We start from the raw sequence: 19,947 nt of genomic DNA, 5'->3' as shown, positions 1-19,947 counted from the left end.
TTGTCATGTTACACCATGATCCGGTAAGAGCGAAGAAGGGGATAAAAAATGAAAGACGTACTATTCGTCGCCGCGGGTGGAGCTATCGGAACCTCTGCTCGCTACAGCCTGCAATTACTGTTGCCTGCGTCTGGGGCGGATTTTCCGCTTGGCGTGCTGCTAATGAATTGGCTCGGCTGTCTGTTCCTAGGCTGGTTCTTTACGGTAACCTTGCGATCGTGGCGGATCAAACCACATTTCCGACTTGCCATCGGAACAGGCTTTACAGGGGGATTTACCACCTTTTCCACCTTTGCAGTGGATGCTGTACGCCTCACGGTTCATGATCGCATGCTGACGGCTGTGTTGTATCTACTGCTGAGCGTAGGCGTAGGCTTACTTTTAACGTGGGCAGGTATCCGTCTAGGCACAAAAATGACGCAGACTGCCCCTAAGGGGGAACGCTTATGATCTGGTGGGCGGCGGCAGGCGGAATGGTGGGTACAATAGCAAGATACGGGCTTGGCATGTGGGCCGGAAAAAGGTTGGGTACTGTATTCCCGTGGGGGACCTGGATCATTAATATCAGCGGTTCATTACTGTTAGGGTGGCTGTATGGCGAGTTTACGCAACACAATCTGTCGCCTGTACTCTGGACGCTGCTGGGAACAGGTTTTTGTGGCGGCTACACCACCTTTTCCACATTCGGCTATGAATCTATTCAACTGATGGAACATAAAAAATACCGACGTATGGCTGTATATGTATTGTCTTCTGTAATAGTAGGAGTTATAGCTGCAGCTATCGGGTACAGGGTCAGTTATATCTTATAAATTTTCAAAATGACATGTGAGCACACAATAAAAGCTTCCAAACCCTCAATCAAGGCGTTATCAGCCGTAAATAGGAGGGTGGAAGCTTAGTACTGTGCCTATTTAACTATTTTTTATCTCGTTCTTTGTATAATTCAGGTAAAAGTGCTTTGAGTTCAGGTCGTGGATCAGGGTCAGACAGCTTCATTTCCTCTAGCGTTTGGACAGCAATCCGCAGTACAGTATAATCTCTATACCAACGATTGTCTGAAGGAACAACATACCATGGAGCTTGCTTGGTTGCACTTAGCTCTAGTACCTCCTCATAGTATTGGGTATATTGCTTCCAAAATTTTCGTTCCTGCAAATCACTCGGATCAAGCTTCCAGTTTTTGCAAGGCTTCTCAATCCGGTCAATCAGCTTTTCCAACTGGAATTGCTTCGAAATATGTAAAAAGATTTTAACCACCTTTACACCACTATCCAGCAACAACTGTTCAAAATGCTTGATATGTTTTATATTCCGTTTGGCCTGCTTATCGGATACCTGCCCGTGGACACGTGTAATCAGCACATCCTCGTAGTAAGAACGGTTGAAAGCTGCAATATATCCGCGTCCTGGAGTTACGCTATGGGCGCGCCACAAGAAATCATGGCTTAATTCCTCCGTCGTAGGTGATTTAAAGCTGTGTACAGTCACCCCCGCAGGGTTAAGATTAGAAAACACCTGCTTGATCACGCCATCTTTTCCGCTGCAATCCATACCCTGGAATACAAACAAAACGGCTTGTTTTTTCTCTGTAAATAGCTTGCTTTGTAATTCCGCGAAGCGTTCCTTCAATTGATCTGTTTCCTGTCGGATTTCTTCTTTGTTTTTGATATTCTTCGTATCCTTGGGGTCCCATTCTTTCAAAGAAACTTTTTTACCCGGTGTCAGCATTCCCAATGAATCAGACATAAAGGCACGCTCCTTTTCAATTGAAGTAATGATCATCTTGTCTACATCATATACCCAAATGGGGACGTTATCAAAAATTTCATATGTATGATCTTTATTAGCGATTTTTCTACTGGGGATGCCTCTGGTCACGAAATTTTCTTCAGGTTCAACAATTAAAAAGTTAAGTTTTAAGTCTTTAGACATAGGCAGTAAGGTTAATCTTTCTTATAACAATTAGGAATTAAGATGGTTCTCCATAAAGTTTAAGAGTGTTATTATGTCATGACGAACTCTCAACAGAGGTATAATATGACAACTATTAAAGTAACACCTGAGCAGCTTATGACTATCTCTAAGCAATTTGAACTTGCACAGCAAAAAGTGACCCAAATGAACAGCATTTTAATTCAACAAATTTCATCTATGGAACGATTCTGGGATGGAGTGACCAAAGAGCAATTCTATTATAGTTTCCAAACATCTCAGAAGAATATGAATGGCTTTGTTACACTGACAGATTCTGTTGCAAAAGAATTGCGTCGTCATGCGGATAAATTCAGGTTAGCTGATTTGCTGGAAGCAGGTAATATTGATTCAAGCTGCTTACCACCTCCACCTAATTCATGTGCTCCCCCTGCTCCAGATACTAGAAATGCTTTGGAAAAATCAGCAGATAGTTTGGTAGAACTTGGTGAGGATTTTTTGTCTGCTGCGGAGGACAGGTACGAAAAACGCTATGACTCTGTAGGCGGATTTTTAGACTATTGGACGTTTGGAATTCCGAAAGGTTTGTATCAAGGATATGCAGAGCGTGCATCCAAGCAGTTTGATTCAGGGAATGAGTTTTTTAACTTCTGGACTTTTGGTGTACATGGAACAATCAGAGAAGCAATGTTTCCTACAAATGCATGGTCAAAGGAACATTGGGCTAACATGATCGGTACAGCGGGAATCTTTGGGGGAGTCAGTTCAGTAATTAAGCCTAAGATTGGATTGGGCTTGTCAATGAAATATGAGGTGAAATCTGGGGCTAGTCTTGAAGTTAAAGGGACTTCGAATCGATTATCTGATACGATGTTAGGTAAGAATGATGCTGATCCATTTAGGGATATATATGGTCCTGGACGACTTTCTCATCCAGAAGAGTGGAGTACCATTATTAAGAATACGCAAGGAGCCGGGGTTGAAGTTAGAATTCTAGATAGAGATATTATGGCGTATGCACCCAAAGGATCAGGAAAGCCGGGGCAATTGAATATATATGAGGATGCTTCAATTAGTGCACTGCGGCATGAGTACCAACATTTTCTTGATGATAAAGCTAAAGGTTTTCCTAGTTTGGATGTAACATATGAATTCAAAAATAGGATTATCATGGAACTTAGAGCCTATATGGTCGAGATAAAAGAAGCAGAGAGGATTGGAAATAAGGACCTTGCAGAACATCTTTGGAACAATTACAGGGATGAACGGCAGTATCTTTTAGAGAATTATGGGCCAGTTAAACTAGATTGATGGGAGATAACAAAATGAAGCTACTTACTTTATCAAAGGAAATACGAGAGGGGAAAATAGGCGACGATCAATTGGTGGAATGTTTGGATATCCAGCATAATCAGGTACAGTTGAATGCAATGAGTCAGATCGCTAAAAAGAAACTATGCAATGAGAAAATAATTGAAAAATTGAAACATATTAGCCAGTTCAGAGACCCTAAGGTAAATAAGCTTTTTGGTATTGATACGCTTGGACACTATAGTATTGCTGTACTTCGAGTATTGAACACTTCTGAATCTATAAAGCAGTACGAGCTGTTAATGTCTGAACTCGATGATTTTGATAAAGGAATAGTTGAAAGAATTATAGAGGGAATAAGTTAGTGTTCATTTTTTGAAGTCCATAGTTAGGCTTTTTTTGTGAGGAGTTCTACTTGATAATGTAAAAAAATCTTAAAATAAAAGAGCTATTGATTGCTGTATCTAATGAAGCTACTATTTGCATGAAGTTAAAAAGAAGTGTTGGTATTACTTAAGTATCCATGCTAATCCTATCAAATAGGAGGAATTCACTTGGCGACGATAGCTAAGACTTCTGAAGATTTAGAAGGATGGATTGCATTTCTTGCTGCTTTATCTCCGTACTCAGATGAGTTAACTTGTGAACCTATAGCAGGTAAATGGTCGATTCAAGATGTGGTCAGTCATGTTATGGGCTGGGATAAAAACTTCACTAAGGCGCTTATACAGATTATCGATAAGGAACAAGTCATGCTCAAGGAGCATCCTGATGTACAGACATTCAATGATTCATCTGTAGCGTTCGGTAGAACTATGAAACCACATGATTTGCTAAATGAAGCTATTGCTCAGCGTAAGCAAATGATTGCCAAACTCCAAATGGTATCAGAATCGGATTTTATGCGTCCAGTTCCTAATAGTCTGTACACTTTGGAAACGTTTTTACAAGAGATGTTTGTCCAGCATGACAAACATCATAAAGAGCAGATTATGAATTCTTTACAACTTATAAACTAAAAACATCTTTTATAAAAAAGTCGCCCTCCATAAATCTGGAGAGACGACTTTTTTATTTCCTGCTATATCAATGCGAAATGGTCATTAATTAAACTGTTTCAGGCTGAAGTTTTTCAACCTTATCAATGGTTCCGCCGCCCAGACAACGTTCCCCGTCATAAAATACAACAGCTTGTCCAGGGGTAATGGCCTTTTGATGTACATCGAATACGACATGCACGGTTCCATCCGGAAGCCATTGTAAAGTTACTTGCTGATCAGGCTGGCGGTAACGGAACTTGGCTGTGCAGCGGAATTCGCCGGATGGACGTGCATCTGCGCCTTCAATCCAGTTTACATCCGTGGCAATCAGGCTAGTAGAATACAGGCTGTGGTGACGATCACCTTGTACCACATACAGGATATTCTTCTCCAAATCTTTATCTGCTACGAACCATGGTTCGCCTGAACCTGAGCCGCCAATGCCCAAGCCTTGTCTTTGGCCCAGTGTATAGTACATCAGACCATCGTGACGTCCTTTGACTTCACCCGTAGCGATATCCACCATATCTCCACCTTTTGCAGGCAGATAACCACTCAGAAACTCCTTGAAATTGCGTTCGCCGATAAAACATACACCTGTGCTGTCTTTTTTCTTGGCTGTATAAAGTCCCGCAGCTTCTGCAATTTTGCGTACTTCTGGTTTCGGCAGATGGCCGATCGGGAACATGGTGCGCGACAACTGTGCTTGGCTTAATGCATTCAGGAAATAAGTCTGATCCTTGTTGCTGTCCACACCTCGCAGCAAAGTAAAGCGGCCGTCTTCTTCCACAACCCGTGCATAATGTCCAGTAGCAACATAATCTGCTCCCAAATCCAGCGCTTTGTTCAGAAACTCGCCGAATTTAATTTCACGGTTGCACATGACATCCGGATTGGGTGTGCGTCCAGCTTTATATTCATCAAGAAAATAGGAGAATACTTTATCGAAGTATTCTTTTTCAAAATTGACTGTATAGTAAGGAATGTCGATCTGTTCACAGACGCGGCGCACATCCTCCGCATCCTCTTCAGCCGTACAACGGCCAAATTCATCCGTGTCATCCCAATTTTTCATGAAGATGCCGATTACGTCATAGCCCTGCTCCTTTAGCAGCAGCGCGGTAACGGATGAGTCGACGCCACCGGACATGCCGACGACGACACGGGTTTCATGATTGGCTTTAGCCATGGTCATCACCCAATTCTTTCAATATTGTTGTAGAACCCACCTATTGTAACATAAACGATAATAAGTTACGATGTTTGGACGAACAAATGACACGGCGAACGATGCAAGAAAGCTACATAAAACGGGCTAAATCTGTTCCTAATCGCTCGAAAGCAACTTTTTTTAAGATTGTTACCGTAATGTTTCCCTTTACCTGCCCTAATATGTTAACATAAGCTGAGGGTTAGGATCGGAATAGAGAGGTTTACAACTCCAATTATTCCGCGTGTTTAACGGAATTGTTACTATAAGCGAGGTGCCACAATTGAAAATATCAACGAAAGGCCGTTACGGCCTGACCATTATGATGGAGCTTGCAGCCAGATTTGGCGAAGGTCCAACTTCTTTGAAAAGTATTGCCGAAAAAAATCAGCTATCAGAGCATTATCTGGAACAGCTCATTGCGCCTTTGCGTAATGCAGGTTTGGTAAAAAGTATTCGTGGTGCTTATGGCGGTTATATTTTGGCGAATGAACCGTCAGGCGTAACAGCAGGAGACATCATTCGTGTACTGGAAGGTCCGATTTCTCCAGTCGATTTCACGGAAGAAGATGATCCGGCAAAACGCCAGCTTTGGCTGCGAATTCGTGACAGCATTGCTGAAGTGCTGGATTCTACAACACTTAAGGACTTGATCACATACCAAGAACATGATGAATTGGATAACTACATGTTTTACATCTAAATTCCAATATTACTTATAACAAGAAAGAAACTTGTTGTACCAACGTAAAAGCCCCATTTTATGGGGCTTTTATGCTGTATAAAACACATTAAAATTCACATTTCCGGCAGAAACCTGAACTTGAACACGTTGGAAATGGGTTTTGTTCTTCTGGTCAGCGTTTCTCCTGCATTTTTTTGTACGTTTGTGAATAATTTTAGAGTATCCTACTCACTAGAATGTCGGAATATGTAGGAAGTGGCATACTTCTTATTCTTTGTCTTTCATGTCATCAGGTAAGCCTGTTTTTCTAAATAGCATATTCACATATATTGTATATTCTCGGGAAAAATCCTTTGCATTCATCATTTTCTGATTAAATGTATCTATGTGTGTTTCATCTGACTCCTTAATGTATTTTAATAAATGTTCATATGCTATAAAGCGAGAAGTATAGTATCCAGTTGAACTTCTTAACATGTTCTCCAAATCGTATTTTAGGTCATTATGTAACTCCTCAGGAATTACTATTGAATTAATTTTTTTGATTGTTTCTTTATATTTCTCATTGACTTGATGGATTTCCTCACAAATGGCAGGCTTATCGATTTTATCAGCCTTCAACATGTCAAAAACCCCATTGCCTTGTTGCTCATAGGGAGTCATTTCTTTTTCATATTTATTAAAGATACTCTCAATTTGAAGAGCGTTTTTCTTATCAGCGTCACTATATGAAGGTGTGCTCTCATCACCTTCGTTGCTTTCATTAGGAGCTACATCAGTTTGCTCTTGAGGAAAGCTTTCCTTGGATACTGATCTAGACTGATCGCTAGTTGCAACCATACAAAGTATTACTAGGCTGAAAAGTGAGATTAGAAAGTTCCACTTAGCCTTTTTAGTGAGCCTAAATGAGAAGAATATTTCCCAAAGGAGAAAAAGCACAAAGCAAGTCATTAAAACTAAAAATGTATAAAACATTTTTCTTTACATCCTTTTATGCCCCATCGGCTGGGAATTTGCTTATTTTATCTTGTTAATTTTATTATCGAAAACTGACAATAAATTTGTAATACCTGTAGGTTGTTACATGCTGTTCTATCATGAAATAAAAACAACAAGAACAGATCAGCAGCATCTGAATTGTGGAGCACCTGCTGTGCTCACTTTTTCGGAGCGGATAGCAAATATGAGAATCCAAGCAACTAGAACTGGTCTAATTGGGAGATTGGAGGCGGTGACTTCGAACATCTTGGTAGAGGGTTTGTGTGGAAGGGAATTCGGTTGGAATTACGGGCACTGACGAGCTTGAATTTTCTTAACCATTAGTAGAATTAGTAAATTGCCTAATTTAATATCAGAGGGCAAGCTTCCTTGCAAATATAGCGCCTCCTGATCATTACATAGTGAATTAAAGAGGCGCTTTATATTTATATTTTTTTATTATTAGTTTGTTAGGCTACCTGTATTTCTATCTTTTCTCAATGTTGAATACTAGTGAGCTGAAGATCTGTCAACTACTTCTAAGCGAACGTTACTAATAGACACCTGCGTATGGGTAGATTCTACCTTAACGTACCGGATATGGCTCACTTCTGGGTTTCTACTCTTAAATATTGTCCAAGGAATAGTGTAAACACCATCATATCTATCATAATGCAACGGTGTTGAATCTTCTAAATACCATTTTACTCCATCCTGAGAATAGTACAGGGAAACCCACTCAGCATCGTCTCCTCTATTTTCTGTTTTTGCATTGAATACACTCTTAATGCTATACATACTTCGCGGAACTCCAGGATCCCCCAGATCAAAGGTGTAAGACATGCCTCCAGCTTTAGCTTCCCATACTTGGCCAATATGGTAGGTATCTGCCGAAACTGTTTCAGGATAACTAGGAAGAATGGTGACTACAGTAATGAGTGCCATTAATAAAATTGAAAACCATTTATTTCTCATTATATTCATCCTCTCAAGTTGTTCCCGATTATAGATATCTAGTTGTTTTAAAAAAAAGTGTCTGTTTATCAACCGGGTTAAATCGTCGTAACTGAACAAATAAGTAGACTTCACTGTCTTAAACGGCAAATCAGTGTCTCGACGGTTACTAATTATGCTATTAAACAGCTATTAAACACTAACTCATTAATTCCTCATTAGAAATCCCACCTTCTGATTTATTATAACTACATTTGTAATTATGAAGAATAAAATGTAAAATTTATATAGGGAAAAATACCTAGTTATTATATTGTTATGTGAATTCAACAGGAAACTTTATTAGCATGTGACACCCTGCAGCAGTCGGAAAATCGGCAGTATGAACATTATTATGAACTGTGAGCTCTCTCTTAAAGATGGTCCAACACGTGGTGTAAGCCGATAGTGGCCTATGGCAAAGTGTGCAGAAGGTGGCACAGGTGCTGATATCAGATACATATGCTAAGTTAGGTAAATACATCGAAACAGTTGGTTGATGGAGAACGATAGGGAATATTAGAAGCTAATGAGGGCATCGTTGCTACTCAGTACACCTTGGTATACAATTGTAAGGAAATTGTTTGATGGGACCGATTTGTATGTGGGACAAGGCATTTGAATCACAAAAAATTACAATTTTGGCGAATACTCACAAACTTCTGCGATTGAAATGCTCTTACAAAAACTTTTACAGTGCATTATGTTAAGAAAGAAGTATATAATGGAACTTCGGCAAATACTAAAAACAAGATGTTTTATATTTGAGGTGGATAACATGAACAGAATTTATCTGGATCATGCCGCATCGACTCCTATGCATCCTGAGGTTGCGCAGACTATGATGGACATCATGACCGGTCAATTCGGCAACGCTTCGAGCGTTCATGCCTTTGGCCGTGATGCCAAGCGCACCGTCAGCGCAGCGCGGGATGCCGTTGCGGCCTCTTTGGGCTGCAAGCCTGAAGAAATTATATTTACGAGCGGAGGGACAGAGAGTGATAATCTGGCCCTGTTTGGGACGGCTACGGCAGATGGTCGTACTTCCGGCCATATTATTACAACCGCGATTGAACATCACGCCGTGCTTCATGCTTGCGATGAGCTGGAAAAAGCGGGATACCAGGTAACCTATATCCCGGTCAATGGTTTTGGGCGTGTGAATCCTGCGGATATTGAGGCAGCTATTCGCCCGGATACTTTTTTGATCAGCATGATGTATGCCAACAATGAGGTGGGCGTCATTCAGCCGGTTCAAGAAGTAGGACAGATTGCGAGAGAGCATGGAATTATATTTCATGTAGACGCAGTTCAAGCCTTCGGGCATATATCCATCGACTGCGGGAATCTCCCGATTGACTTACTTAGTGTGTCTGGCCATAAGATTAACGGTCCGCAAGGGGTGGGTGCATTGTATATCCGTCAGGGTACACGCATTCAGCCGCTAATGCATGGGGGACTTCAGGAGAAGAAGCGTCGTGCCGGAACAGAAAATATCGCCGGCATTGCTGGGCTGGCTAAAGCCGCAACTCTTGCCAATGCTTCTATTGAGGAGCGAGGAGCACACGATATGGCTCTTCGCCAGACACTGCTGAAAGCGTTGGAAGGTTCTCTAGGTAGCCATGAGTTTGTAATTAATGGTGATCCTGAGTATTTTGTTCCTAATGTGCTAAATATTAGCTTTCCGGCCATTGGTACAGAGACCATGCTGATGAATCTCGATATGGAAGGAATCGCAGCTGCCAGCGGATCAGCCTGCACTTCGGGGTCTCTAGAGCTATCGCATGTGTTGCAGGCGATGGATCTTCCTGAAGATGTTTTGAATTCAGCGATTCGGTTTAGCTTCGGTTTGGGTAATACTACGGAAGAAATGGAATACACGGCCAAGAAAATTGAAACCATATGGAAGCGGCTGCGTACTAGGAACTAGGGATTTCTCCGCATTTTAGTAAGAAGGGAGGGGCGGTTTTCCATTTCATTGCATGAACGAAAAGCAAGGTCTGACAGGCATGTAGGAAAAGGACCGCACCTTCGTTCGGATTGCAGAATGAGGAGGGACCCGATATATGAAGCTTCAAGACATGATCGGACTTGCTGTTTTCGATGTCGAGGACGGGAAGCAGATTGGTAAAATACATGACTTTATGTTGACAGCTGATTGGCGAATTACAGGGATTGAGCTAGAAGGTAAAGGTCTTTTTTCATCTCATGTCAAAATGGTGGCTTGGGATGACATCGTTGCCTATGGTGAGGATGCGATCATGATTCGCAATCAGCAGGCCGTCCGTAAAACAGAGGCCCATGATATACAACATACGTACTTGCTTGGACCTGGTAAACTGAAGGATTTATCCGTGCTAACAGAGGAAGGGCTTATGCTCGGGCACATCTCGGATGTTTATTTTGACCAGGAAATGGGCAATAACATAATAGGCTTGGAAATCAGCGATGGTTTTGTATCGGATATTATAGAAGGGCGGAAATGGCTGCCCTGCACCGAAGATATGTCCATCGGGGAAAATGCTGTTATGGTTCCCCCGTTAAGCGAGCAGCGTCTGGAAAAAGCCATATATTCTGTTAATGGATAGGGTGAGTTTATTGAGATGTCCGAATTGTAATTCCAAAGATATCGGAAAAATTGGCTCCCATCAATTTTATTGCTGGGGATGCTTTATCGAACTTCAAGTGAATGGTGAAAAAATGTCTGTCTACCAAGTGGAAGAGGATGGAACGCTCAGTTCGCTGGACGACTTATTCTTTGGAGATGAGATGGCACAACAGGACTTGCCGCAAATTCACGCTTCTTCCTAAGCTTGATTCGGAAAGTGGACAGGCTGTTTACGAAGAGGTGTGATCTCCCACCTATTGCTTAAAATACAGCTTAGTGGGTTGGATCATGCTTAATAAAAAATGGAGAGGGTGTCCCGAAAGGCCTTTTGGCCTGGGGGCACCCTCTTTTGTATATCCTATTTTGCGAAGATGGCTAGTTCTACAATTTAAAGCGTTTGACCTCTTCCAATAGAAGATCTGCATGAGAATCAAGTTTGGCAGAAAGGTCGGCAATATTGTTCATAGCATGACCTTGTTCTTGTACTGAGGAAGCTACTTCCTCGGTAGATGCTGCACTTTGCTCAGAGACAGCAACAACGCTAGAGATGACATCTGAAATATGTCCGGCATTCACACGGAGATGATCTGCTGCAGCAGAAACGTCCTCAATTTGGGCAAGCATGTGCTGAGAAGCGCCACGTATGGATTCAAACGCCTGTCTCGTTGCAATGGCAGCATGCTCCTGTTCTACAGTTACAGCAAGAGCCTTCTTCATTTCCTCTGCGCTTTGTACTCCCGCAATTTTAATTTCCTCCAGCTTACTCATGATACTGTCACTGGAGTTGCCCGCTTGTTCGGCCAGCTTTCTGACTTCTCCCGCGACGACGGCAAAACCTCGTCCGTGTTCCCCGGCCCGTGCCGCTTCGATGGATGCATTGAGGGCTAGTAGGTTTGTTTGTGCGGCGATATCGTGGATGGCCCCAGCCAGCCGTCCAATATCCTGGGTTTTCAGCGTGAGTGAATCTACTGCTTCTCCTGCCGCAGTGGTCGTTTGTCTGGACTCGGCTGCCAGTTTCGCTTGACGCTCTGCTGTTTCATACCCAGCCAGCACGGCAGAATCTGTTTCGAATACAGCAGTTTGGGTCCGTTTGACACTTTCGCCAATCTGGTTGATGGAGCCTGTCATGTGTGTCAGCTTCTCAGAACCGGAATATACGGCCTCAGCTTGGTCGCTTGCTCCTTGAGCCAGCTCCTGAACTGCACTGGAAATTTGTGAGGCAATAGTTCCCGTATCTTTGGCGTGTTGATGCATATCATGGGAAGCGGAACTGACATCGCTAGCTGTATCTGATACCTTACGCAACAGGTGAGTGAGATTGTCTGACATGAGGTTAAAATCTGTCCCCAGGCTGGCAATTTCATCTTTACCCTTAATATCCACACGGGCGGTCATATCGCCTTCAGCTATCCGTTTGACATTTGCTTGGAGTCTGCGAATCGGTTTGATAAAGTTGTTAGCCGCCCAGGTCGCCAGCAGCATAGCAACGACTAAAATGATAGCAACAGTAATAATCAACTGATTACGAGTGGAGTAATACTCCTGAAAAGCTATATCTTTGGAAATAGATAGGCCTACAATCCAGCCTGTGCTAGGCATTTTTTTAAAATAAAGCTGACGGTCACTGCCATTGTAGCTATAGTCTGTTTTTCCCGAAGCTGCGCTGAGCAGGGTCGCGGTCGATGATCCTAACTCGGGGGTTTCCTTGAGGTTTTTGCCAGCCAGCTTGTTATCTGGATGCGCGATTACGACTCCCTTTTGGTCAATCAGAAATGCGTAGCCCAATCCGTTCAGGTTTATGCTTTGAATCATTTTTGTCATATCGTTGAGCATAATATCTTCGCTGACTACCCCGGTGATAGAGCCGTTGGCATCCTTGAGCGGTTTAGCGATGGAAATGGTGAAGTCATTACTGCCTGCGTCAGTGTAAGGTGATGAATAATACATTTCTCCCTTGGTTTTGGCATCCTTGTACCACGGGCGAGCGCGAGGATCATAATTTGCTTCAAACCAGCCAGATCCATCCCAGTAAGAACCATCTTCATAGCCTGCATAAATGTTCGAAATATTTTGATCTTTATAGTTTTGGAAAGCTGCTTTCAGAGATGCTATTTTGGCATCTGATGAAATATCACTGGATTCCAGACTCGCAGCTAATGTTTCGATAATTTCAGCTTTGCCGCCTGTCCATCCGTCGAGCTGATTTACGGTTTCGGAAGCTTTGCTGTTCATAAGCTCTTGGATATCATGATTGGCCTGATTTTTAACGCTTGTCATGCTAATGACGGATAAAGGCCCGGCTGCAACGATTACAATGCAAGTGAAAAGAAGAATAAGCTTCATTTTTAAGTTCATGTAACGACCCCCGATGTTTCAGAAATGTGAAAGCTTAGGATAGTGCTTTGTACTTATATCGTCAGATCGAATGACTTTGTTTATTGTTTTCATCCATTTTCATCAATTTTTCACAATGGTTATTTATGGAACACCTTAGACTGGCGGGAAGGATTAAACTAGAGGTACAGGCATATACTTAAAGGAGGCTAGTCCGGTAAGGGGGCACAAAATGGACCAATTAACGAAAAGTAGACTGTTCCGGTACGGCATATGGACGCTGCTGGGACTTGTCATTCTATATTTTATCTGGCTGCTGAGACCTTTGTTTTTGCATTTGTATGAATTTCTGAAAACAATCATTGCTCCGTTTGCGGTAGCGATGATCATCTCCTATGTACTTAATCCTGTAGTCAGTATGCTGGGCGGTCGAAAGGTGCCTCGTAGTGTAGCTGTACTGCTCATTTATGCTGTGTTTTTGGCCAGTCTTATTGTGATCCTGATGAATCTGATTCCAATGTTCATTGAACAACTGGATGAGCTGAATGAGCATCTGCCTGAGCTGACCATGCATGCACAGGGACTAATGACGAATATGGACAGCGGTATTTTACCCCAAGGGGTGCGAACGGGGATGAATCAATGGTTTTTCCAGCTGGAGAATCGGATGGCTACTGGGATTTCTACCTTTATGGACAACATTGGTGGGATGATCAACATGCTGTTCAATGTGTTTATTGTCCCTTTTCTTATTTTTTATATTTTAAAGGATTTTGACGTGTTTGAACGGACGATTGTATCTTATCTCCCGCGTTCTCGTCGTAAGGCGATTGTATCAGTACTTAAGGAAATTGATCAGGCGCTTGGCAACTATGTCAGGGGCCAATTGTTGGTGTGCGTCATTATTGGCGTGATGGCGTATATTGGATATATGCTGATTGGCATGCCTTATGCGCTGTTGCTGGCCGGAGTAGTGGCTCTTTTTAATATTGTTCCATATTTGGGCCCCTTTTTGGGCGCTGCACCGGCGGTAATTATGGCTTCTACGGTTTCCTTAAAAATGGTACTTTTAGTCGTAGTCGTTAATGCCTGTATTCAAGTGTTGGAAAGTAATGTAATCTCTCCTCAGGTGGTGGGACGAACGCTGCATCTGCATCCGCTAGCCATTATTTTCGCTTTGCTAGTTGGTGGGGAAATTGCGGGAATTGCTGGCTTGATCTTGGCAGTTCCTGTGATGGCGGTTTTGAAGGTAGGGCTTCAGCATTTTTTTGCATATTACGTGAAGCGAAAAACGATCTGATTTCGTCTATATCCCGGATGCATGCTGTCTGAAATCGCGTTGACACGGCTAAATGACACGGATATACTGAATTGAGTATGTTTAAATGTGTTTATCCAGTAGGGAAAGCTCATTTCGGAGTGCGGGCTGAACCCGCCGGGATGCTCCCGTTACCAGTGAAAACAAGGCGATCGATCGTCCGTTAAGCAGATGTTGGTGTGCGCTTGCACATGTAGCATTTCGTACAGAAGGGACGGCGATAACCAGGGTGGTACCGCGATACAATCGTCCCTGATCCGTTCAGGGGCGTTTTTCTATTTTTTATGGCCTGTGCCAGAAACCAGTGACACCATAATTAGGAGGCTACTTATATGAAAGCTAGTGAAATCCGCTCCAAATGGCTGGAGTTTTTTGAAAGCAAAGGACATGTGATTGAACCAAGCGCACCGCTTGTTCCGCATAAAGATCCTTCCCTGCTGTGGATTAATGCGGGTATGGCGCCGCTTAAGCCTTATTTTGACGGACGTGTAAAACCAGAAAATCCACGTATCGCTAATTCGCAAAAATGTATTCGGACGAACGATATTGAAAATGTCGGTAAAACCCGCCGTCATCACACGTTTTTCGAAATGCTCGGCAACTTTTCCATTGGCGACTATTTTAAGGAAGAAGTCATCACATGGGCATGGGAGTTTCTGACAGACCCGAAATGGATCGGCTTTGATCCAGAGCGTCTGGCTGTAACGGTATATCCTGAGGATGAGGAAGCGTACAAGCTGTGGAACGAAAAAGTTGGACTTCCGGCTGAACGTATCATCAAACTGGAAGATAACTTCTGGGATATCGGTGAAGGACCTTGCGGACCTTGTACGGAAATTTTTTATGATCGTGGCGAAGCCTACGGCAGCGACATGACGGACCCTGAAATGTATCCGGGCGGAGAAAATGAGCGTTATCTGGAAGTGTGGAACCTGGTATTCTCGCAATTCAACCATAACAAAGATGGTAGCTACACGCCGCTTCCTAATAAAAATATTGATACAGGGGCTGGCTTGGAACGTTTTGCATCCATTTTACAAAATGTGGATTCCAACTTTGATACGGATATTTTCCAGCCACTAATCCAGAAAACGGCTGCGATGGCAGGCGTTAAATATAACGAGAATGTGGACAGTGATGTGGCTCTCAAGGTCATTGCTGACCATGTTCGTACTGTTGCTTTCGCGATTGGTGACGGTGTACTTCCTTCCAATGAAGGACGGGGTTACGTCATTCGCCGTTTGCTGCGCCGGGCTGTTCGTTATGGAAAAATGCTGGGCATGAACCGTCCATTTATGTTTGAACTGGTGGAAACCGTTGGGGATATCATGGGCGTATACTACCCTGAGGTCGTAGACAAGCGTGATTTCATCATCAAGGTGATTAAAACAGAAGAAGAGCGTTTCCATGAAACATTGACTGACGGATTAGCTATTTTGGCTGATATCAGTGCTCAGGCAAAGGCCGAAGGCCGCAACGTCATTAGCGGAGCAGATGCTTTCAAGCTGTATGATACGTACGGGTTCCCATTCGACCTCACAGAGGATTATGCGGACGAGCAGGGCTTGAAAGTAGACCGTGAAGGCTTTGATGAAGCGATGCAGGAACAGCGTCAACGTGCGCGCGATGCTCATCAAGATAATGCCAGCATGAAGATTCAGGGCGGAGCTTTGTCTGATCTGGCGGTTAAAAGTGATTTTGTTGGATATAATGACCTCGTAACTGAGTCCAAAATTGTGGCAATTGTATATGATGATATGCTGGTGGAGAGTGTTAGTGAAGGACAGTCCTGTCAGGTCGTGCTGGATGTGACTCCTTTCTATGCCGAAAGCGGCGGGCAAGTGAGTGACCATGGTTTACTGCGTGGCGGAACGGTAACCGCAAAGGTTGAAGGGCTGTTCAAGGCGCCGCAAGGTCAGCATGTGCATCAAGTCGTTGTAGAGGCTGGTGAGCTGAACGTAGGCGATACGGTAAAAGCTGAAGTAGATCAAGCTTCACGTGGAGAAATTGAGAAAAACCATACAGCTACGCATTTGCTTCACAAGGCGCTTAAAGAAGTGCTGGGTGACCATGTCAATCAGGCGGGTTCCTTGGTAGAACCTGGGCGTCTGCGTTTTGACTTCTCCCATTTTGGTAGCATTACCCCAGAAGAGCTGGCGGATATTGAACTGCGGGTTAACCGTGCCATCTGGAGCCAACTGAATGTGACGATTGAACTGAAACCGATTGACGAAGCCAAAGCTCTTGGAGCGATGGCACTGTTTGGTGAGAAATATGGTGATATCGTACGGGTCGTTAAGGTTGGCGATTACAGCATCGAACTGTGCGGAGGATGTCATGTCAGCAATACTTCGCAAATTGGTTTGTTCAAGCTTGTCAGCGAGAGCGGCATCGGGTCAGGTGTACGTCGTATTGAAGCAGTGACCGGACGTTTTGGTTTTGAGTATATGGAAGGTCAATTAGAGCTGTTGAAGGTGTCGGCTGGGCTTGTTAAATCCAAGCTGTCCGAGGTGCCAAAACGCATCGAATCTTTGCAGCAACAAATTAAAGACCTCAGTCGTGAAAATGAATCACTGCAAAGCAAGCTGAGCGCTATTGAGGCGGGTCAGCTGACTGATCAAGTCGTGCAAGCTGGCGGAGTGCAGTTGTTGGCTGCACGCGTGCAGGCCTCCAGCATGGATGCGCTGCGTGCGATTGCTGATGAGCTGAAAAGTAAGCTCCCTGCAGCTGTGCTGGCGCTAGGCGCTGCAATGGACGACAAAGTTAATTTTGTCGTTGTTGTCCCAGCTGAGCATACCAAGACAGGACTTCATGCAGGTAAGCTCGTGAAAGAAATAGCGGCCGTATGCGGCGGCGGTGGCGGCGGACGGCCTGACATGGCGCAAGCCGGGGGTAAGGATGCCAGCAAGCTGGACGAAGCACTTCAACGTGCGCATGAATTGGTGTCAGCAGCCTCACAAGGATAAAGTTCGATAATTTTTGCGGATTTTTGGAAAAAAACGGACTTAGACATTTCCTTGAAGGGCTTTGCTTATGGTATGATATAAAAGAATAAGCTGGCATAAACATGTACACATGTTTTGTGGAAGCGAGGTGTCAACAATGGATTCCATGGACAAAACGGTCAAATTTAATGTCAAGGCGGATGAGAAGGAAGCTTCTGCTCAGGAGATTTTGTTGACCGTATATGATGCGTTGGTAGAAAAAGAATACAATCCGATCAATCAAATCGTCGGGTATTTGCTATCCGGTGATCCGGCTTATGTGCCGCGGCATAATAATGCTAGAAGCCTGGTGCGTAAAAAAGAACGCGATGAATTGATTGAAGAGCTGGTTCGTTTCTATCTCGCTAAGCATCGTTAGGAGACAGGCATGAAAGTAATGGGATTGGATTACGGGGATCGCCGAATTGGGGTCGCCGTAAGTGATGCCTTCGGCTGGACCGCCCAAGGATTGGAAGTCATAGAACGACGCGGTGACGACAGCGAGTTCGGTAAAATTGCAAATTTGGTTCGTGAACATGAAATTGGTGAGGTTGTTGTAGGCTTGCCGAAAAATATGAACGGAACCGTGGGTCCACGCGGTGAGATTTGCATTGAGTTTGCGAACCGGCTCAAGGAGTTACTGGGTTTACCCGTTCACCTTTGGGATGAACGGCTGACGACGCGTTCGGCAGAGCGTGCGCTTCTGGAGGCCGACGTCAGCCGCAAAAAACGCAAGCAGGTGGTAGATAAACTAGCCGCAAGCCTGATCTTGCAAAATTATTTGGACGCACACAGTACAAGGTGAGGGGGATTTCGTAATGGCTGAAAATCAATTGGGTATGGAAGAAGAGCCGGAAATTATTTATATTGCCGATGACGAGGGCAACGAGGAAGAGTTCGAGGTCATTATGAAGTTTGAGGTAGATGGTTCCGAAGCAAAGTACATGATGGTTGCGCCAGTGGACCCTGAAGCTGATGAGTCCGATGTGTACGCCTTCCGCTACGAAGAAGAAGGCGATGATATTAAATTGTTTGTGATCCAAGACGATGCCGAATGGGAAATCGTCGAAGAGACCTTTAATACATTTGTAGAGGAAGAAGAAGAGGAAGACGGGAAATGACGAGCTATTCACGTGAAGACCTGAGCTGGACCTCTGATTTGAAGGAAGCATTTGACGGCGATGTAGAGTTGCAGGATGAACAGGGTCATGCAATACGCATGGAGTTGGAAGCAGAGTTCAAGGTAGGCGAGCAACGGTACGCCGTATTGCGTAGACCTGGTGCTGCTGCTGGCGAACATGAATTATATCATGTAAGCTCATCCACAGACGGCGAAATCTCCATCACCACCATTGAAGATGATGATGAGTGGGAAGATATTTCTGAGCTGTACGACGAATGTACGTTGCCGGAAGAGCTGTAAGTCTGGATAACGAGCAGATCAAACCTGAAAGGGCGGACCAGTCCGCCCTTTTTGGCTGTGAAGGAGTTGGGTGGATGTGAAGCGAAGGACAAGGATGCTTACGTTGCTTCTCGTGCTTGTTTGTATAGCAGGAGGTGCAATCCTCTATATATGGAATGCCATGCAGCCTGTTCAGCCGAAAACACAACCCGTTGCTTTTACGGTGGTAAGGGGTACGGGAACATCGGCTATTGCAGATACGCTGGAGCAAAAGGGACTTATACGTAATGCGCTCGTGTTTAAGGCTTATGTAAAATTCAAACAGCAAGGAAACGCATTTCAGGCTGGAAAATATGAAGCGCAGCCTGGCGCAACCTTTGATCAGCTGATTGCCAAGCTATCGGCTGGGGACGTAGTCAAAGAGGAAATGATCCGTTTTACAATCCCGGAGGGTTTTACGATTAGACAGATGGCTGAGAAGCTGCAAAAGGAAGGACTGGCAGACCGGCAGCAATTTTTGCAGCTAGCCAACGATCCGTCCGCTTTTGACGTCCCGCTGGTACGGGACATACCAAAGCAGGCGGGGCTTCGCTATGCGCTGGAAGGCTATCTTTTCCCGGAAACTTATGAACTGAAAAAGGGAAGCACAACCAAGGATATCATTCAGACGATGCTGGAGCAGACGCAAAAACGTCTGGATACCATTTCTGACCTGGATGCCGGGCTGCAGCAACGCAGTGAAACACTGCATCAGCTGCTGACAGTTGCCTCTCTGGTAGAGCGTGAGGTGGTTGTAGACGATGAGCGGCCTATCGTAGCTGGCGTTATTTATAACCGTCTTCAACAGGATAAAAAGCTGGAAATTGATGCTACAGTTCAATATATGCTGGACAAGCAAAAGGAACGACTGTATTACAAGGATTTGGCTGTAGAAAGTCCTTATAATACGTATATACACCAAGGACTTCCACCAGGACCGATTGCAAGTCCCAGTCTGAAATCAGTAGTGGCGGCTCTACAGCCGAAATCTACAGATTATTTATTTTATGTGACCAAAAAAGATGGAACACATAAACATTTGTTTGCCAAAACGTATAAAGATCATTTGCATAACATTCAGGTAAGTAACCGTAAGACAAATTAGGAGGT

At 44.0% G+C, this 19,947-nt stretch carries 21 protein-coding genes; 16 read left to right on the top strand and 5 right to left on the bottom strand.

What is annotated here, in order from left to right; genetic code table 11:
* The first annotated feature begins 48 nt into the window (after positions 1–48).
* Together crcB (ACU1JV_RS23840) and crcB (ACU1JV_RS23835) are read left to right on the top strand one after the other, a co-directional pair.
* Positions 49–450: a fluoride efflux transporter CrcB gene (gene crcB, locus ACU1JV_RS23840; RefSeq protein ID WP_413986857.1), complete on the top strand. Its 402-nt coding sequence runs from the start codon at positions 49–51 to the stop codon at positions 448–450.
* Complete coding sequence (gene crcB, locus ACU1JV_RS23835) at positions 447–812, top strand: fluoride efflux transporter CrcB (RefSeq protein WP_058830119.1); 366 nt, start codon at positions 447–449, stop codon at positions 810–812. The genes crcB (ACU1JV_RS23840) and crcB (ACU1JV_RS23835) overlap by 4 nt, the downstream gene beginning before the upstream one ends.
* 106 nt (positions 813–918) lie before the next feature.
* On the opposite strand, the gene ACU1JV_RS23830 is transcribed toward crcB (ACU1JV_RS23835), so the two are convergent.
* Complete coding sequence (locus tag ACU1JV_RS23830; protein ID WP_413986856.1) at positions 919–1,749, bottom strand: PPK2 family polyphosphate kinase; 831 nt, start codon at positions 1,747–1,749, stop codon at positions 919–921.
* Between the two features lie 291 nt (positions 1,750–2,040).
* Here ACU1JV_RS23830 and ACU1JV_RS23825 point away from each other — a divergent pair, with 291 nt between their 5' ends.
* From ACU1JV_RS23825 to ACU1JV_RS23815, 3 genes are all read left to right on the top strand, one after another.
* On the top strand, positions 2,041–3,246 hold the full coding sequence (locus tag ACU1JV_RS23825) for a WXG100 family type VII secretion target (RefSeq protein ID WP_413986855.1): 1,206 nt from the start codon (positions 2,041–2,043) through the stop codon (positions 3,244–3,246).
* A gap of 14 nt (positions 3,247–3,260) precedes the next feature.
* Entirely contained in the window at positions 3,261–3,611 is a 351-nt protein-coding gene (locus ACU1JV_RS23820) for a hypothetical protein (RefSeq protein ID WP_058710644.1), read from the top strand.
* 189 nt (positions 3,612–3,800) lie between these two features.
* Entirely contained in the window at positions 3,801–4,265 is a 465-nt protein-coding gene (locus ACU1JV_RS23815; RefSeq protein ID WP_238791097.1) for a DinB family protein, read from the top strand.
* Positions 4,266–4,353: 88 nt separating this feature from the next.
* Here the strand turns inward: ACU1JV_RS23815 and mnmA are convergent, their stop codons facing one another.
* Entirely contained in the window at positions 4,354–5,475 is a 1,122-nt protein-coding gene (gene mnmA, locus ACU1JV_RS23810) for a tRNA 2-thiouridine(34) synthase MnmA (RefSeq protein WP_025676145.1), read from the bottom strand.
* A gap of 304 nt (positions 5,476–5,779) precedes the next feature.
* Here mnmA and cymR point away from each other — a divergent pair, with 304 nt between their 5' ends.
* A complete protein-coding gene (cymR, locus tag ACU1JV_RS23805; protein WP_013372613.1) occupies positions 5,780–6,199 on the top strand; it encodes a cysteine metabolism transcriptional regulator CymR in 420 nt (139 codons plus the stop codon).
* A gap of 249 nt (positions 6,200–6,448) precedes the next feature.
* Here the strand turns inward: cymR and ACU1JV_RS23800 are convergent, their stop codons facing one another.
* Together ACU1JV_RS23800 and ACU1JV_RS23795 are read right to left on the bottom strand one after the other, a co-directional pair.
* Positions 6,449–7,156 (bottom strand): hypothetical protein, encoded by a 708-nt coding sequence (locus tag ACU1JV_RS23800; protein WP_058830117.1) that lies wholly within the window; start codon positions 7,154–7,156, stop codon positions 6,449–6,451.
* Between the two features lie 513 nt (positions 7,157–7,669).
* Positions 7,670–8,134, bottom strand: a complete 465-nt coding sequence (locus ACU1JV_RS23795) for a hypothetical protein (protein ID WP_058830116.1) — start codon at positions 8,132–8,134, stop codon at positions 7,670–7,672.
* Positions 8,135–8,930: 796 nt separating this feature from the next.
* Here ACU1JV_RS23795 and ACU1JV_RS23790 point away from each other — a divergent pair.
* The 3 genes from ACU1JV_RS23790 to ACU1JV_RS23780 all read left to right on the top strand — a co-directional run bounded on the left by ACU1JV_RS23790 (position 8,931) and on the right by ACU1JV_RS23780 (position 10,963).
* Positions 8,931–10,082, top strand: coding sequence for a cysteine desulfurase family protein (locus tag ACU1JV_RS23790; protein WP_058830115.1), 1,152 nt, complete (start codon positions 8,931–8,933; stop codon positions 10,080–10,082).
* Positions 10,083–10,218: 136 nt separating this feature from the next.
* Positions 10,219–10,740 carry a PRC-barrel domain-containing protein gene (locus ACU1JV_RS23785; RefSeq protein WP_013372611.1) on the top strand — a complete coding sequence of 174 codons (522 nt, stop codon included), beginning with the start codon at positions 10,219–10,221 and terminating at the stop codon, positions 10,738–10,740.
* 10 nt (positions 10,741–10,750) lie between these two features.
* Positions 10,751–10,963: a hypothetical protein gene (locus tag ACU1JV_RS23780; protein ID WP_013311529.1), complete on the top strand. Its 213-nt coding sequence runs from the start codon at positions 10,751–10,753 to the stop codon at positions 10,961–10,963.
* A 178-nt stretch (positions 10,964–11,141) separates the two neighbouring features.
* On the opposite strand, the gene ACU1JV_RS23775 is transcribed toward ACU1JV_RS23780, so the two are convergent.
* Positions 11,142–13,115 (bottom strand): methyl-accepting chemotaxis protein, encoded by a 1,974-nt coding sequence (locus tag ACU1JV_RS23775; RefSeq protein WP_058830114.1) that lies wholly within the window; start codon positions 13,113–13,115, stop codon positions 11,142–11,144.
* 211 nt (positions 13,116–13,326) lie between these two features.
* Between ACU1JV_RS23775 and ACU1JV_RS23770 the strand changes: the two genes are divergently transcribed.
* The 7 genes from ACU1JV_RS23770 (at position 13,327) to mltG (ending at position 19,942) form a co-directional block, all read left to right on the top strand.
* Positions 13,327–14,394 carry an AI-2E family transporter gene (locus ACU1JV_RS23770; RefSeq protein WP_013372609.1) on the top strand — a complete coding sequence of 356 codons (1,068 nt, stop codon included), beginning with the start codon at positions 13,327–13,329 and terminating at the stop codon, positions 14,392–14,394.
* Between the two features lie 350 nt (positions 14,395–14,744).
* Complete coding sequence (gene alaS / locus ACU1JV_RS23765) at positions 14,745–17,378, top strand: alanine--tRNA ligase (RefSeq protein WP_058830113.1); 2,634 nt, start codon at positions 14,745–14,747, stop codon at positions 17,376–17,378.
* A 136-nt stretch (positions 17,379–17,514) separates the two neighbouring features.
* Entirely contained in the window at positions 17,515–17,775 is a 261-nt protein-coding gene (locus ACU1JV_RS23760; RefSeq protein ID WP_007431624.1) for an IreB family regulatory phosphoprotein, read from the top strand.
* Between the two features lie 9 nt (positions 17,776–17,784).
* Positions 17,785–18,201, top strand: coding sequence for a Holliday junction resolvase RuvX (ruvX, locus tag ACU1JV_RS23755; RefSeq protein ID WP_016819084.1), 417 nt, complete (start codon positions 17,785–17,787; stop codon positions 18,199–18,201).
* A 13-nt stretch (positions 18,202–18,214) separates the two neighbouring features.
* On the top strand, positions 18,215–18,517 hold the full coding sequence (locus ACU1JV_RS23750) for a DUF1292 domain-containing protein (RefSeq protein ID WP_013372606.1): 303 nt from the start codon (positions 18,215–18,217) through the stop codon (positions 18,515–18,517).
* Positions 18,514–18,819 carry a DUF1292 domain-containing protein gene (locus tag ACU1JV_RS23745; RefSeq protein ID WP_013372605.1) on the top strand — a complete coding sequence of 102 codons (306 nt, stop codon included), beginning with the start codon at positions 18,514–18,516 and terminating at the stop codon, positions 18,817–18,819. The genes ACU1JV_RS23750 and ACU1JV_RS23745 overlap by 4 nt, the downstream gene beginning before the upstream one ends.
* A 94-nt stretch (positions 18,820–18,913) precedes the next feature.
* On the top strand, positions 18,914–19,942 hold the full coding sequence (gene mltG / locus ACU1JV_RS23740) for an endolytic transglycosylase MltG (protein ID WP_013372604.1): 1,029 nt from the start codon (positions 18,914–18,916) through the stop codon (positions 19,940–19,942).
* The last annotated feature ends 5 nt before the right edge of the window (positions 19,943–19,947 follow it).

Source organism: Paenibacillus sp. T2-29 (assembly GCF_052921365.1).
The sequence above is the reverse complement of the archived record's forward strand: the minus strand, read 5'-3'. Positions and strand labels throughout refer to the sequence as shown.

Bases quoted from the DNA above. Each gene is read 5' to 3' on its own strand.
- ACU1JV_RS23785 (WP_013372611.1), top strand. From the start codon at position 10,219: ATGAAGCTTCAAGACATGATCGGACTTGCTGTTTTCGATGTCGAGGAC.
- ACU1JV_RS23760 (WP_007431624.1), top strand. From the start codon at position 17,515: ATGGATTCCATGGACAAAACGGTCAAATTTAATGTCAAGGCGGATGAG.
- crcB (WP_058830119.1), top strand. From the start codon at position 447: ATGATCTGGTGGGCGGCGGCAGGCGGAATGGTGGGTACAATAGCAAGA.
- crcB (WP_413986857.1), top strand. From the start codon at position 49: ATGAAAGACGTACTATTCGTCGCCGCGGGTGGAGCTATCGGAACCTCT.
- mnmA (WP_025676145.1), bottom strand. From the start codon at position 5,475: ATGGCTAAAGCCAATCATGAAACCCGTGTCGTCGTCGGCATGTCCGGT.
- ACU1JV_RS23825 (WP_413986855.1), top strand. From the start codon at position 2,041: ATGACAACTATTAAAGTAACACCTGAGCAGCTTATGACTATCTCTAAG.
- ACU1JV_RS23800 (WP_058830117.1), bottom strand. From the start codon at position 7,156: ATGTTTTATACATTTTTAGTTTTAATGACTTGCTTTGTGCTTTTTCTC.
- ACU1JV_RS23750 (WP_013372606.1), top strand. From the start codon at position 18,215: ATGGCTGAAAATCAATTGGGTATGGAAGAAGAGCCGGAAATTATTTAT.
- ACU1JV_RS23790 (WP_058830115.1), top strand. From the start codon at position 8,931: ATGAACAGAATTTATCTGGATCATGCCGCATCGACTCCTATGCATCCT.
- mltG (WP_013372604.1), top strand. From the start codon at position 18,914: ATGCTTACGTTGCTTCTCGTGCTTGTTTGTATAGCAGGAGGTGCAATC.
- ACU1JV_RS23830 (WP_413986856.1), bottom strand. From the start codon at position 1,749: ATGTCTGATTCATTGGGAATGCTGACACCGGGTAAAAAAGTTTCTTTG.
- ACU1JV_RS23775 (WP_058830114.1), bottom strand. From the start codon at position 13,115: ATGAACTTAAAAATGAAGCTTATTCTTCTTTTCACTTGCATTGTAATC.
- ACU1JV_RS23745 (WP_013372605.1), top strand. From the start codon at position 18,514: ATGACGAGCTATTCACGTGAAGACCTGAGCTGGACCTCTGATTTGAAG.
- ruvX (WP_016819084.1), top strand. From the start codon at position 17,785: ATGAAAGTAATGGGATTGGATTACGGGGATCGCCGAATTGGGGTCGCC.
- ACU1JV_RS23795 (WP_058830116.1), bottom strand. From the start codon at position 8,134: ATGAGAAATAAATGGTTTTCAATTTTATTAATGGCACTCATTACTGTA.
- ACU1JV_RS23820 (WP_058710644.1), top strand. From the start codon at position 3,261: ATGAAGCTACTTACTTTATCAAAGGAAATACGAGAGGGGAAAATAGGC.
- alaS (WP_058830113.1), top strand. From the start codon at position 14,745: ATGAAAGCTAGTGAAATCCGCTCCAAATGGCTGGAGTTTTTTGAAAGC.
- ACU1JV_RS23770 (WP_013372609.1), top strand. From the start codon at position 13,327: ATGGACCAATTAACGAAAAGTAGACTGTTCCGGTACGGCATATGGACG.